Annotated in this window: 12 protein-coding genes; 6 read left to right on the forward strand and 6 right to left on the reverse strand. The window is 60.3% G+C overall.

Features of this window, described 5'->3' with window-relative positions:
- Nucleotides 1-27 precede the first annotated feature (27 nt).
- Nucleotides 28-963, reverse strand: a complete 936-nt coding sequence (locus tag GTP27_RS06990) for a LysR substrate-binding domain-containing protein (RefSeq protein WP_161038455.1) — start codon at nucleotides 961-963, stop codon at nucleotides 28-30.
- 138 nt (nucleotides 964-1,101) lie between these two features.
- Here GTP27_RS06990 and GTP27_RS06995 point away from each other — a divergent pair, with 138 nt between their 5' ends.
- Both GTP27_RS06995 and GTP27_RS07000 read left to right on the forward strand, forming a co-directional pair.
- Nucleotides 1,102-2,316, forward strand: coding sequence for a urate hydroxylase PuuD (locus tag GTP27_RS06995; protein ID WP_161038456.1), 1,215 nt, complete (start codon nucleotides 1,102-1,104; stop codon nucleotides 2,314-2,316).
- A gap of 10 nt (nucleotides 2,317-2,326) precedes the next feature.
- Nucleotides 2,327-3,565 carry an ArgE/DapE family deacylase gene (locus GTP27_RS07000; RefSeq protein WP_161038457.1) on the forward strand — a complete coding sequence of 413 codons (1,239 nt, stop codon included), beginning with the start codon at nucleotides 2,327-2,329 and terminating at the stop codon, nucleotides 3,563-3,565.
- On the opposite strand, the gene GTP27_RS07005 is transcribed toward GTP27_RS07000, so the two are convergent.
- Nucleotides 3,557-4,276, reverse strand: a complete 720-nt coding sequence (locus tag GTP27_RS07005) for a transporter substrate-binding domain-containing protein (RefSeq protein ID WP_161038458.1) — start codon at nucleotides 4,274-4,276, stop codon at nucleotides 3,557-3,559. The genes GTP27_RS07000 and GTP27_RS07005 overlap by 9 nt on opposite strands.
- 119 nt (nucleotides 4,277-4,395) lie before the next feature.
- Between GTP27_RS07005 and GTP27_RS07010 the strand changes: the two genes are divergently transcribed.
- The 3 genes from GTP27_RS07010 to GTP27_RS07020 are packed head-to-tail and all read left to right on the forward strand — an operon-like array spanning nucleotide 4,396 to nucleotide 8,768.
- Entirely contained in the window at nucleotides 4,396-5,100 is a 705-nt protein-coding gene (locus tag GTP27_RS07010) for a histidine phosphatase family protein (RefSeq protein WP_161038459.1), read from the forward strand.
- Nucleotides 5,101-5,111: 11 nt separating this feature from the next.
- Complete coding sequence (locus tag GTP27_RS07015) at nucleotides 5,112-6,332, forward strand: acyl-CoA dehydrogenase family protein (RefSeq protein WP_161038460.1); 1,221 nt, start codon at nucleotides 5,112-5,114, stop codon at nucleotides 6,330-6,332.
- A gap of 51 nt (nucleotides 6,333-6,383) precedes the next feature.
- A complete protein-coding gene (locus GTP27_RS07020) occupies nucleotides 6,384-8,768 on the forward strand; it encodes a DNA polymerase II (RefSeq protein ID WP_229633483.1) in 2,385 nt (794 codons plus the stop codon).
- Between the two features lie 22 nt (nucleotides 8,769-8,790).
- On the opposite strand, the gene GTP27_RS07025 is transcribed toward GTP27_RS07020, so the two are convergent.
- The 4 genes from GTP27_RS07025 to GTP27_RS07040 all read right to left on the reverse strand — a co-directional run bounded on the left by GTP27_RS07025 (nucleotide 8,791) and on the right by GTP27_RS07040 (nucleotide 12,976).
- A complete protein-coding gene (locus tag GTP27_RS07025; RefSeq protein WP_161038462.1) occupies nucleotides 8,791-10,386 on the reverse strand; it encodes a methyl-accepting chemotaxis protein in 1,596 nt (531 codons plus the stop codon).
- 179 nt (nucleotides 10,387-10,565) lie between these two features.
- Nucleotides 10,566-11,714: an HD-GYP domain-containing protein gene (locus GTP27_RS07030; RefSeq protein WP_161038463.1), complete on the reverse strand. Its 1,149-nt coding sequence runs from the start codon at nucleotides 11,712-11,714 to the stop codon at nucleotides 10,566-10,568.
- Nucleotides 11,715-11,828: 114 nt separating this feature from the next.
- Nucleotides 11,829-12,311 carry a hypothetical protein gene (locus tag GTP27_RS07035; protein ID WP_161038464.1) on the reverse strand — a complete coding sequence of 161 codons (483 nt, stop codon included), beginning with the start codon at nucleotides 12,309-12,311 and terminating at the stop codon, nucleotides 11,829-11,831.
- Between the two features lie 86 nt (nucleotides 12,312-12,397).
- On the reverse strand, nucleotides 12,398-12,976 hold the full coding sequence (locus tag GTP27_RS07040) for a TetR/AcrR family transcriptional regulator (protein ID WP_161038465.1): 579 nt from the start codon (nucleotides 12,974-12,976) through the stop codon (nucleotides 12,398-12,400).
- Between the two features lie 239 nt (nucleotides 12,977-13,215).
- Between GTP27_RS07040 and GTP27_RS07045 the strand changes: the two genes are divergently transcribed.
- The gene (locus tag GTP27_RS07045) at nucleotides 13,216-13,701 is read left to right on the forward strand and encodes a hypothetical protein (protein WP_229633484.1); all 486 of its coding nucleotides are present in this window, start codon (nucleotides 13,216-13,218) and stop codon (nucleotides 13,699-13,701) included.
- Nucleotides 13,702-13,748 lie beyond the last annotated feature (47 nt).

A 13,748-nucleotide genomic window follows, 5' to 3' on the forward strand; every position in this document is an offset into this window, starting at 1 on the left:
ACCTGCCTAGAGTTTATAAGCCTGTGCTTACTTCACCAGCGACTTGGCTGCTGCCGCCACCTGCTCGCGCAGCCATTTGTGTTCGGGCGCCTGATGCACGCGCTCGTGCCACAGCTGGTAGAAGCGCATGGCGGGGAATTTGACCGGCACCGCAAAGCTTTTTAGCGGCATGCTGCGCTCGTAGAAGCGCACGAACTGGCGCCCCGTCGTCAGCACCAGATCGGTCTGGGTCAGCATGTAGGGGATCAGGCCGAAGTAGGCCGATTCCACTGCCACATTGCGCTGCAGGCCTTGCGTCTCAAGGTAGGTGTCGATCACGCCCTGATAGCCGGGCAGCATCTGGGTGGGTGCCACGTGGGGCAGGGCCAGATAGTCGTTGAGCGTCATGGCGTCGCTGGCGGTGCGCAGCGCATACGGACAGTCGGCCCGCATCACGCAGATGATGGGGTCTTCGAACAGCTTGGACATGTGCAGGTGAGCCGGCGGTTCGTCCCAGTTGGCGATCACCAGATCCATGTCGCCATCGGACAGCAGGCGCACGTAGTCCACGCCGGGACCGAGGCTGTGGATTTTTACCCGGCTGTTGGGCGAACCACGCCGCAGCAGGGCCACCAGATTGGGCAGGAACTGGCTATCGAGATAGTCAGGCGCGGCGATGTGGAAGGTGCGCGCTTCGTTCTGCGGCTGGAAGGGCTGCTTTTTCAGGAACAGGTTTTCCGTCTCGTCGAGTATGCGCTTGGCCGGCGCCAGCAGGCTCTCGCCGTGCTGGGTGGGGACCATGCCGCGCGCGCCGCGCACCAGCAAGGGATCGCCTGTCAGTTCGCGCAGTTTGCGCAGCGAAGCCGAGATGGAGGGCTGCGGCTGATTGAGTTTGAGCGCAACGCGCGAAACGTTTTTCTCCACCAGCAGCAGGTAGAGTATGCGGATCAGGTGCAGATCCAGATGTTGCGGCAGTGCGGCCATGGGCGTAATTCTGAGGGCGTAAGCGAGATTGTTATACCGGATTGGATATGTTTAATATACTCTAATGTTCATGTGGCCGTCAGTAAATCCGTTTATCTTCTGTAAATTAGCCACAGTACGTTTAACTGAAAAGCACCCATGGAACTTATCGACTATCTGATCCCGTATGGCCTCGAGTGGCTGAATCTGATCGTGCGCTGGCTGCACGTCATCACCGGCATTGCATGGATAGGCGCGTCGTTCTATTTCGTGTGGTTAGATAACTCGATCCGCCCGCCGGCAGCGGGTTCCGAACTGGCCAGGAAAGGCGTGTCGGGCGAATTGTGGGCGGTGCACGGGGGCGGCTTCTACAACCCGCAAAAATATCTGGTGGCGCCGGCCGAACTGCCCAAGGAACTGCACTGGTTCAAATGGGAGGCTTACACCACCTGGCTGTCCGGCATAGCGCTGCTGACCATCGCCTATTACTGCAATGCGCAGGCCATGCTGGTCGATAAATCGGTGGCGGACCTGAGCAGCCTGCAAGCCATAGGCATAGGCGTGGGCACGCTGGTGGTGGGCTGGACGGTGTACGACCTGCTGTGCCGCTCGCCGCTGGGCAAGCATGATCTGTGGTTCGGCATCGTGATTTTTGTGCTGATCGTGGCGGCGGCCTATGGTTTGACCCATGTACTGAGCGGCCGCGCCGCCTACATCCACGTGGGTGCGCTGATCGGCACCATCATGGTGGGCAATGTACTGATGCTGATTATCCCGGGCCAGCGCAAGATGGTGGAGGCCATGTCGGCTGGCCGCCTGCCTGACCCTGTGCATGGCCAGAAGGCCAAGCAGCGCAGCGTGCACAATAACTACTTCACGCTGCCCGTGCTGTTCATCATGATCAGCAACCACTACGCCATGACGTATCGTCACGAGCAGGCCTGGCTGGTGCTGGCCTTTATCATGGCCGCCGGCGTGAGCATCCGTCACTTCTTCAACCTGCGTCACAAAGGGCGGGTGGAGTGGCGCTATCCGCTGCTGGGGGTAGCCCTGCTGCTGGCAGTGGCGGTGGCGATTGCGCCGGCCCGTCCGAAAGCTGTGGCGGTGGCCGATCCGGCTGCGCAGATGAACAAGGTGGCGGCTATTGTGGCGCAGCGCTGCGTGGCCTGCCATTCGGCCCATCCTACCCAGCCGGGCTTCGCCACGGCGCCGGCCGGAGTGGCGCTGGACCAGCCGGAGCAGATACGCCAGAACGCGGAAAAAATCTACAAGCAGGCGGTGCAGCTTAAAGCCATGCCGCTGGCTAACCTGACCAATATGACCGAGGCTGAACGGGCGCAGATTGCGCTGTGGTTCGAGTCCGGTGCCAAGTGAGAGTCCCACCATGAGCAACCCTAAACAGCAACTGGCGCAATGGATCGATGCGCATTTCGATGAAGAAGTGGGCGTGCTGCAGCAGCTGCTGCGCGTGCCGACCGACACGCCGCCCGGTAACAACGCACCCCATGCGGAAATGGTGGCGCAGCTGGTCGCTGCCTACGGCTGGAACGCCGAGCAGCACGCCGTGCCTGCCCAGCAGGTGCACGACTACGGCATGCAGAGCATCACCAACCTGATCGTGCGCCGCCCCTACAGCGCGGAGGGCCCGACGCTGGCGCTCAACGCGCACGGCGATGTGGTGCCGCCCGGCGATAACTGGACTTATCCGCCGTATGGCGGCGTGGTGGAAAACGGCTATATCTATGGCCGTGCGGCCGCCGTGTCGAAGTGCGATTTCGCCACCTATATCTTTGCCACCCGCGCGCTGGAAGCACTCGGTATGCCGCTCAAGGGCAAGCTGGAACTGCACTTCACCTACGATGAAGAATTCGGCGGCCTGCTCGGGCCGGGCTGGCTGCTGGAGCAGAAGCTGACCAAGCCGGATTACGTGATCGCGGCGGGCTTCAGCTATAACATCGTCACGGCGCACAATGCCTGCCTTCAGCTGGAGATCACCGTGCACGGCAAGTCCGGCCATGGCGCCATGCCGGAAACGGGACATGACGCTTTGCAGGCAGCCACGCGCATCCTGAATGCGATCTACGACCAGCTGCCGGAACTGAAAAAAATCAAATCCAGAGTGCCCGGCATCGACAGCCCGACCATGCTGGTGGGCCGTATCGATGGCGGCACCAACACCAATGTGGTGCCCGGTAAAGTAGTGCTGAAGATGGACCGCCGCATGATACCGGAAGAAGATCCGGTGCAGGTGGAAGCACAGGTGCGTGCACTGATCGAACAGGCCGTGCAGGGGCTGCCCGGCATCCATATCGAGATCAAGCGTCTGCTGCTGTCGCACGCGCTGCGCGAACTGCCCGGCACGGCCACGCTGGTCAGCAGCCTGCAGCAGAATGCGCTGGAAGTCCTGGGCGAGAAAATTCCGGCTCAGGGCACGCCGCTATACGCCGATGCGCGGCTGTATGGCGAACACGGAATTCCTGCCGTGCTGTATGGCGCCGGTCCGCGCACGGTGCCGGAATCGAATGCCAAGAAGGCCGATGAAAAGCTGCTGCTGGAAGACCTGCGCAAGGCAACCAAGGTGGTGGCCTTCACCCTGCTCGACCTGCTGGCGCCTTCACCTTAAGTCGTAGTAGGTCCGGCGCAGTTGCGCCGGTATTCCGCGCGCCTGCATGCGTCTGGCCGTCTCAAGCAGCGGCTGGGCTAGTGCGGCGTGCTTGCCGTGCAGGTAGAGATACAGCGGCAGGTCTTCTATCGAATCGCTGGTGTAGCCCTGCTCGAGCAGTTGGTGCGCGTCGCCAGTCAGTCCGCCCACATCAAATACGCAGGCCTCGCTGCGCCGCGCCAGCACCACCTGCAGGCAGGCGTCCTCGCTCTGTACATCGTGCAGTTGCAGCGCAGGCAGCAGCGCCTCAAGCCGCTGCTGGTACAGGAATATCCCGCGTTTGTAACTGACCGTACGGGCAAAGTAGGTAAGAGATTGCCAGCTACTGATGCTGAACCGGGTACGCGTGAAGATGCGGGTCTGGACGACATTAAAGGGTTCTTCTACCCGCACGTAGTCAGGGTGCTTCATGCCGTAGCCTTTTACCCGGCCGATTTCGCCATCGAGCTTGCCGATCGCAAGTAAGGCCTCGGAGCGGCGCCCGGGATAGCTGCGCAGAACACAGTGCAGTTTATTTTCGGCACACAGCTGGCGCAGGTAATCGCGTGCGTAGTGGAAGGAGGCGGAGTTAGCATCGTGCGTGGTGCCGAACACCAGTTCTGTCTGCGCGTGAGCCAGTGCCGACGCTCCCAGCAGGATAGTCGCAAGCGGCACGGCGGAGAAACGCAGCATGGGCACCTCGTCGTTGGAATCGGCTCGATAGATTTACGCCAAAAGTAAAACTATTCATTTGATGAATTATAGGCTGGGCGGTAAGCTGATGGCTGTTTAGAACAGATGCCGGAAGCGAAATGGGACAAATTCATCTGGTGCGCCACGGGCAGGCCTCGTTCGGCAGCGCTAATTACGACCAGTTGTCGACGCTGGGTTACGAGCAGTCACGCCTGCTGGGGCAGTGGTACGCCAGCCGCAAACAGACGTTTCACCGCGTGATCGTGGGCGGCATGGAGCGCCACCAGCAGACGGCCGAAGCCTGTCTGGCCGAATTGCCCAAGACATTGCTGCCGGAAGGGGAATGGCAGCATGATCCGGGCTTTGCCGAATTCGACCACCATCAGGTGATGTTGCGCCATTGCCCGGAGTTTGGCGATCTGGCTGTGTTCAAGCAGATGATGGCGCGTCACGAGCAGCCCCAGCGCGCGCTCGAGCATATCTTCCGCGCGGCCGTGCAGCGCTGGATGAGCGGCTGGCATGATGACGATTACAGCGAGACCTGGCCAGCCTTCCGCCGCCGCACTATCGCTGCGCTGGAGCGGCTCGATGGCGAGCATAGCAAGCAGAGCACCATCGTGTTTACTTCGGGCGGCGTGATCGCGACGCTGATGCAGCATCTGCTAGGCCTGCAGGATTATCAGGTGATGGAGATGATGTGGACGCTGGTGAACGGATCGGTGACCAAGCTGCTGCAGCGGCCGGGAGAATTCGGCGTCAGCTATCTGAATAACTATGCCCACCTCGAATGGCTAGGGCCACCGGGCACTGTCACCTACCGCTAGAGGATAGCCGCATGGATTTCGCCTACAGCCCGAAAGTACAGGCTTTGCAGTCGCGCCTGACGGAATTTATGCAAGCCCATATCTATCCGAACGAGGCACGCTACGAGGCGGAGGTAGCGGCTAACCGCGCCGCCGGCAATGCATGGCTACCTACTCGCGTGGTAGAGGAGTTGAAGCAGACTGCCCGCGCCGCCGGTCTGTGGAATCTGTTCCTGCCCGATGCAGAGCATGGCGCTGGCCTGAGTAACCTCGAATATGCGCCGCTGTGCGAAATCATGGGACGGGTGATCTGGGCGCCAGAAGTGTTCAATTGCTCGGCGCCGGATACGGGCAATATGGAAGTGCTGGTCCGCTACGGCAGCGCGCAGCAGCAGCGTGACTGGCTGGAGCCTTTGCTGGACGGGCGTATCCGTTCCTGTTTCGGCATGACTGAACCGGATGTGGCGTCGTCCGATGCCACCAACATCACCAGCAGCATTGTGCGCGACGGCGACGAGTACGTGATCAATGGGCGCAAATGGTGGTCGTCCGGCGGCAGCGACCCGCGCTGCAAGGTGTTTATCTTCATGGGCAAGACGGACGCCGGTAATCCCGACCGGCACCGCCAGCAGTCGATGATACTGATACCGCGTGATACGCCGGGCGTCACGGTACGGCGCAATCTGCCCGTGTTCGGCTTCGACGATGCGCCCCATGGTCATGCCGAAATCGACTTCGAGCAGGTGCGGGTGCCGGTGACCAATCTGCTGCTGGGCGAAGGGCGCGGCTTCGAGATTGCGCAGGGGCGGCTGGGTCCCGGCCGCATACACCACTGCATGCGGCTGATCGGTCTGGCCGAACGGGCGCTGGAAATGATGTGTCGCCGCAACCTGCACCGCGTGGTCTTCGGCAAGGCACTGGCCGAGCAGGGCGTGTCGCTGGAGCGCATAGCCGAAGCGCGCATCCTGATCGATCAGGCGCGTTTGCTGGTGCTGAATGCGGCCTATATGATGGACACGGTGGGCAACAAGGTCGCAGCCAAGGAGATTGCCATGATCAAGGTAGCTGCACCGGCCATGGCCTGCAAAGTGATCGACTGGGCGATACAAATGTTTGGCGGGGCCGGCATGGCCGATCCTTTCCTCGCCTCGGCCTACGCGGCTGCGCGCGCACTGCGACTGGCGGACGGGCCGGACGAAGTCCATCGCAACCACATCGGCAAACTGGAACTGGCACGCTACAGGACCCGCTAGTCCGCTTGAAACGCCTGTGCCGGCTGTATGTGCATACAGTATAATGCCGGCATGACGCAAGCATCTGCACAAGGTTTCATTTTGACCCGCCACTGGCGCGATACGGCGCAGGGGACGGAGATCGAATTCTGGCTGGCGACCGACGCCGGCCCGCAGAAAGTCCGTCTGACCGCCCAGACTTCGGTGGCCTTCGCCGAAGCAGAGCAGCGCGCGGCGATCGAAGCGCTGCTGACCCAGCAGCAGGGTATGGAGCTGCGCGAACTCGCGCTTAAATCTTTCCGCAACCAGCCGGTGATAGGCCTGTACGCCAGCCGCTACAAGCAACTGACGGCGTTCGAGCGCACGCTGGGCGAACATGGCATTGCCTTGTACGAAGCCGATATCCGCCCGCCCGAGCGCTACCTGATGGAGCGCTTTATTACGGCAGGGGTGCAGATCGAAGGCGGGCAGTGGCAGGGCAACGTGGTGCATAACTGTAAGCTCAAACCCGCACCCGACTACCGCCCGGCGCTCAAGCTGGTGTCGCTCGATATCGAAACTAGCGCTTTCGAAGACCTGTATTCGGTCGCGCTGGAAGGCTGTGGCCAGCGTCAGGTCTACATGCTGGGCGAGGCGCCTGTAGCCGCCGCTGATGCGCCAGAGCCGGCACAGGACTTTGCCCTCGAATACTGCGCCACGCCGCGCCAGCTGCTGGAAAAGCTCAACGCATGGTTTGCCCTGCACGATCCCGACGTGCTGATAGGCTGGAACGTGCTGCAGTTCGACCTGCGCGTGCTGCAGAAGAACGCCGACAAACACAAAGTGCCGCTGACACTGGGACGCGAGCGCAAGACCATCGAATGGCGCGAGCATCCGGCCAAACCCGGCTATATGTTTGCTTCTGTGGCGGGGCGGGTGGTGCTGGACGGGATCGATGCGCTGAAGGCGGCTTCGTGGAGCTTCCCGTCGTTCAGTCTGGAAAGCATTGCGCAGGCGCTGCTGGGCGAAGGCAAGGACATCGGCGATGTGTACGACAAGATGGCCGAGATCGAGCGCCGCTTCCAGCACGATAAGCCGGCGCTGGCCTATTACAACCTGAAAGACTGCGAGCTGGTCACGCGCATCTTCGCCAAGGCCAATCTGCTGGCCTTCATGATAGAGCGGGCCACGGTGACGGGCCTGCAGGCCGACCATCTGGGCGGTTCGATCGCCGCATTTTCCCATCACTACCTGCCGCGCATGCATCGCGAGGGCTACGTAGCGCCGAATGTGGGCGATGTGGCAGGCGGTGCTTCGCCGGGCGGATTTGTGATGGATTCCAAACCGGGCCTGTACGATTCGGTGGTGGTACTCGATTACAAGAGCCTGTACCCGTCCATCATCCGCACTTTTCTAGTCGACCCTGTCGGCCTGATCGAAGGCGAACATGCGAGCGATCCGGCTACTGTGGTGGCAGGTGTGAACGGCACGGTGTTTTCGCGCCAGCGTCACTGTCTGCCCGAGATCACCACCCAGATCTGGAAGCAGCGCGATGCTGCCAAGCGCGCAAAAAACGAACCGCTGTCGCAGGCGCTCAAGCTGCTGATGAATTCCTTCTGCGGCGTGCTCGGCGCAACCGAGTGCCGCTTCTTCAATCCGCGCCTGATTTCCTCGGTAACCCTGCGCGGCCACCAGATGATGAAGCAGACCCGCGAGCTGGTGGAGGCGCAAGGCTATGAAGTGATTTACGGTGACACGGATTCGATCTTCATCTGGCTGAAAAAGGAATACGCCAATGATGCCGCGCTGGCGATAGGCGAATCGCTGGCGCACCAGATCAATCTGTGGTGGCGCGACATGCTGCAGCGCGAACTGGGGCTGGAGAGCCATCTCGAAATCGAGTTCGATACGCACTACCGCAAGTTCTTCATGCCCACGATCCGTGGCACGGATATGGGCAGCAAGAAGCGCTATGCAGGGCTGACATTGAATAGCCGCGGTGAAGACGAAGTGATCTACCGTGGACTGGAAGTGGCGCGCAGCGACTGGACGCGGCTGGCGCAGCAGTTCCAGCAGGGGCTGTTCCTGCGCATCTTCAAAGGCCAGCCCTACGAGCAGTATGTGCGTGATTATGTGCGCAGCACGCTGGCCGGCGAGTATGATCAATTGCTGGTGTACCGCAAGCGGCTGCGCCACCGGCTCGATGAATACAAGGTGAATGTGCCGCCGCAAGTCAGGGCGGCGCGGCTGGCAGACCAGCACAACCAGAGTCTGAAGCGGCCCTTGCGCTACCAGCACGGCGGCTGGATTAGTTACGTGATGACGACTAGCGGGCCGGAGCCGCTGGAAGTGCTGCGCAGTCGTATCGATTACGAGCACTACCTGAGCAAACAGCTGCAGCCGATTGCGGACTCTATCCTGCTGCCGTTACATGACAACTTTGCCCGCCTGACTACCCCGCAGGCCAGCCTGTTCTGAGCAGTGCCTGCGCTGGCGCCATTCAGGCTTTACGCAGCAGCGGCCTGTTGTTGGCAGCGCTCTGATCGAGCTTGAACACGGCCATGGCCTGCGCCACGCTGCGGCTTTGTTCGGCCAGCGTGCCGGTTGCCGCTGCCGCTTCTTCCACCAGCGCCGCATTGCGCTGGGTGATGTCGTCGATATTCACCACGGCCTGATTGACTTCCTTGATACCCTGTACCTGTTCGCGCGTCGATGTCGTGATTTCATCCATCACCTGGGTCACCTTCTGCACCGAATAGATCACATCGCTCATGGTGGAGCCGGCCGAATTGGTGAGATGGGTGCCGGCACTGACTTTTTCGATCGACTGGTCGATCAGCACCTTGATTTCCTTGGCGGCGGTGGCGGAGCGCTGGGCCAGCGCGCGCACTTCGCTGGCCACCACGGCAAAGCCGCGGCCCTGTTCCCCGGCACGGGCAGCTTCGACCGCGGCGTTCAGTGCCAGAATATTGGTCTGGAAAGCGATGCCGTCGATGATGCCGATAATGTCCAGCACCTTGCTAGACGAGCTGCTGATTTCGTTCATGGTGGAGACTACCTGAGCGACGATATTGCCGCCTTTTTCTGCCACTGCCGAAGCCCGCGCCGCCAGTTCATTGGCGCTGCTGATGCTGCCGGCACTCTGCTGCAGTGTGGAGTTGAGCTGCTCCATGCTGGCGGCAGTCTGCTGCAGGCTGGAGGCTTGCGATTCCGTGCGGTCGGACAGGTCAAGATTGCCGCTGGCGATCTCGCTGGTGGATGCCGAAATTTTCTCGAAACTCAGACGCACGTCGCCGATGATGCTGTGCAGGTTGACGTTGGTCTGGCGGATCGCCGCCATCAGCTGGCCCATCTCATCGTTGCGACGGATGTCGATTTTGCTGGCCAGATCACCGCCGGCCATTTTGCGTGCCGAGACGGTGGCAAACTGCAGTGGCCGTATCACGCTCACGTAGAGTGCGCGCCAGAAATTCAGCGAAATGGCGGCGCCCAGCAGGGCTGCGGCTGTCATCCATGGGCTGGCATCGTTGGCAAAGAACACGGCAGCGAACATCAGCATCAGCGCTGCAAGGATCAGCGCATTCACACGGGTGGTCATGTGTATGCCCAGTTTGCTGGCTTCCGTAAGGCGGGCGCGCAGATGGGTTTCTACGGCCCGGCCATTGACGATGGCCATGCGGCGCGGATTGCCGTTCTGGAATTCCTTATACAGCTGATCGGCCGCACGGACCTGTTCGCGGCTGGGCTTGGTACGCACCGACATATAGCCGGTGGGCTTGCCGCGTTCGATGACGGGCGTGACGTTGGCCAGCACCCAGTAGTAGTCGCCATTTTTGCAGCGGTTCTTGACCATGCCCGTCCATGGCATGCCGGACTGTATGCAGCGCCACATATCGGCAAATGCTTCGGCCGGCATGTCGGGGTGGCGCAGGATGTTCTGCGGAGCGCCGAGCAGTTCGGCTTCCGTGTAGCCGCTGACTTCGACAAAATAGGGGTTGGCGAAGGTGATGTTGCCCCGTAAATCAGTGGTCGAGACGATGGTGCGGCCATCATCGATCAGGTGTTCGTTCTGGGTGACAGGTAGATTGGTGCGCATGTTTTCATCCCGCTGGCAAAATGGAGCAGCCCGGAAGGGTGCTGCATGCTTTCGGGCTGCGCATGGGAGGCAGGCTCCCGCTGGGAACACATTTTACAACAAATAAATCAAATTCATTAATTAAATATGAAAAATTGACTTAATTAAATTGTTTGTTATATTTGTTTGTGTGCTGCAAATTACATCTCGCTGTCCTGGAACTGGCGCTGTATGGCCAGAATTTCGTCTGACAGTGTGCCCAGCGCATGCACGCAATGGGCGTCGAGCTTGCCCTGATCAGCCATGCGCTGCAGTTCGGCCATGGCCTGAGCGTGGCTCCATGGCTGCTTGTAGGGGCGCACGGTGGTGAGCGCGTCGTAAATGTCGGCCACGCTGACGATGCGGGCGGAGAGGGGGATGGCGTCGCCGCTCAGGCCGAGCGGATAGCCGGATCCATCGAGCATCTCGTGGTGGCAACCGACGATGTTACGCAATTCTGCGGTATCGGGGAAATCGCCCAGACCGAAATCGTCGATCAGTTTGCCGATGATTTCCAGCCCCTTGCTCACATGGGTTTCCATGATCTGGTGTTCGGCTGCATCGAGGCTGCCCTGTTTCAGCAGGATGCTGTCCGGTATGCCGATCTTGCCAATGTCGTGCAGTGGTGCAAACCAGAAGACGTGTTCGATAAATTCATCGCTGAGCTGGTAGTGCGGCGCGACGGCAGTAGCAATCAGCTTGGCGTAGTGCGACATGCGCTGCAGGTGGGCACCCGTTTCGAAGTCGCGCAAGTGGGCGAATTCGCAGGCCAGATGCGTGGACGCTCGCAGCGAACGGATGGTTTCCACTTCGTTGGCGATGGTCATGGAAATCAGATTGCTATACAACAGCAGATCGCGTTGCGTCTTTTCCGGAAAGGCGTGCAGTTGCAACGAGTCAAAGAAAATAAAGCCCAGCAAGCCGCGCTGGTCATACATGGGCACCGTGAACGAGGATTGATAACCTTGATCCAGCAACCACCGGCTATGCACGCTGCTAGGCTGCAGTGTGTGCGACAAGTCGTCCAGCATGCGTACACTGGCGTCGTGCGCTAGCGCACTCAGTGAGGGGCTATCCGCCAGTGCAAACTGATAGGCGGGGAGGGGCAGGCCGCTGCGCGTGCTGTTGATGAAAGTGGTCAGCGTATCGTCGCTGGCGTCGTACAAAGCGCAGGCGATACGGTCGATATCCGGCAGGGCCTGCAGCATGCGCGTATGCAGCGCCTGCAGGCGGCCACTGGACGAAATATGCCCCGCAAGGAAGTGCTGTTGCAGTGAATCTGCAGCAAGCGGCTTGGTCTGTGTGGACATGGGGATTTTCCTTGGCATGGCGGGCGCGGCGATGGACTTATGGTTAAGTAGCCTTGCGGTAATGTCAAGAAAAATCCGTTGATCCGATGCAGCATAAACCGTTACAGATAGCGCTCAGCCTCCGGCCGAATTTCTACGCAGATGGCGGATCTGAAACGTCAGGCCGATTACCAGCAGTAGCAGACAGCCACCCTGTGCCGCAAGCAGCAGCGGAGCGTGCAGATCGGCGGCTAGCGGATGTCCGTCCGGCACGCGGCGCAGGGTTTCGGTAACCGTGGGCAGCATCAGCAGGAAGCTGGTCAGGGTGAGGGCAATGGTTTCAAGGTATGCGGCGGCGCGTCCGGCAAAACGCAGACTGGCTGCGCCATAGCCCAGCCCCAGCAGCAGGAGCGTGACGCCGGCCAGAGCGCGTCCCTCGGGGTGGCGGGTGACGAGGAAGACGCTGGCGGCGCCCAGCAGCATGGAGATCAGGTAAGCCCGCCCTGCCAGCGTGCGTGGCTGTATCCTGCCATAGCGAACAAACATATACACAGCCAGTGGAATGGCAGGCAAGCTGCCCAGGGTATGCAGCCAGCCGAGAGGGGAAATACCGAACATGGATTGCCTTTCAGGAAATTTACCTACTAGTAGGTAGGTTGGGTGGTGAAAAAAATGCCGGCTCGCGCCAGCAGGGAAATACGGTCTCAGTTGCCGCGTAAGCGCCCCAGTAATTGATCGCCTATCAGTTGAAACACCTGCGGGTCGCCATAGGCGCGGGCCGACAGCATGGCGCCGTGTATGGTGGCCATGGCCATTTCCGCCTCGGCGCCAGCATCCGTTTGCAACTGAAAAGTACCGGCAGCCTGTGCCTGTTCGAATACGCTGCCTAGCCAGCCTGCCAGCGCGCGGAAGTGGGCCCGGACTTCTGCCGCCACTTCCGGCGGTAGCACCGGCAGTTCGTTGGCCAGCAGGGCGCACACGCAAAACGGCGTGCTGGCGCTGGCGATGCAGTCACTCCAGTAAGCCAGATAGGCTCGGAACTGCTCGGCAGGATCGCTGATCTGCTGCTGCAGCGTGGCCAGACCGGACTGCACATCCGCCCGGTGGGCAGCTACCACCGCCTGCACCAGCAACGCTTTGCTGGGAAAGTGGTGGTGGATGCTGGCATTGCGCACGCCCACTACCTGCGCGATATCGGCATAGCTGAAGCTGTTGTAGCCGCCCTGCAAAATCAGGTTGCGGGCGGTGTGCAGGATGTCGCTGGCAGTGGAAGAGGCTTTCATGCGATAAATGCTACCTACTAGTAAGTAGGCTGTCAAGCTGGCGATGGCAAATGCGGCCCGCTTGAAGAAGTGGCTGGGCTAGTTGAACTGTACATACTGGCCATGTTACTGTCCGGCATAGTTCGCGGTCAGCCTCGGTGGCAGGCAGCATTTTCGTCTTGAATATGAATCAGCCTGTTTCGCCTTTTCGCCTGAATCTGTATATGGTGCTGGGCACTATCTGTTTGCACGGCATGGTGATGGTGGCCAACGAACTATTTTTTCGGCGCGCCGAATTTCTACAAGGGATAGGCTGGATCTATATACCGGCTGGTACCCGTTTGCTATGTACGCTGCTGTTTGGCCGCGCAGGCGCAGTAGGCTTGCTGATTGCTGGCTGGTTTGCCTGTTATTGGTATTACTTTCCCGGGGATGCCATCCGTGCGACTACGGGAACGATCGCTGGCGCTATCGGCCCCTATCTGGTGTACGTGATGGCGCAAAGGAAATACGGCTTGCAGGCATCCCTGATGAATCTGACGCCGAGGCGGCTGCTGGCCTGCGCGTTTGCTTGTGCACTTGCAAGCCCGTTGCTGCATCATGTCTGGTTTGCCTTGCGGGGCGATAGCAATCTGTTGCCCGGTTTTCTGGTGATGTTCATCGGTGATCTGGCGGGGACGCTCATCGTGCTGTACACGGCAAAAGGGGTGCTGGCTTTGTTGCCGCAGCCGCAGCGCACGCTGTGATACATCAGTTATTGTGCTAAAATTTGTAACAGTGATGCTCGCCCTCT

The sequence above is a fragment of the Duganella qianjiadongensis genome (genome assembly GCF_009857915.1).
Classification (GTDB): domain Bacteria; phylum Pseudomonadota; class Gammaproteobacteria; order Burkholderiales; family Burkholderiaceae_D; genus Rugamonas; species Rugamonas qianjiadongensis.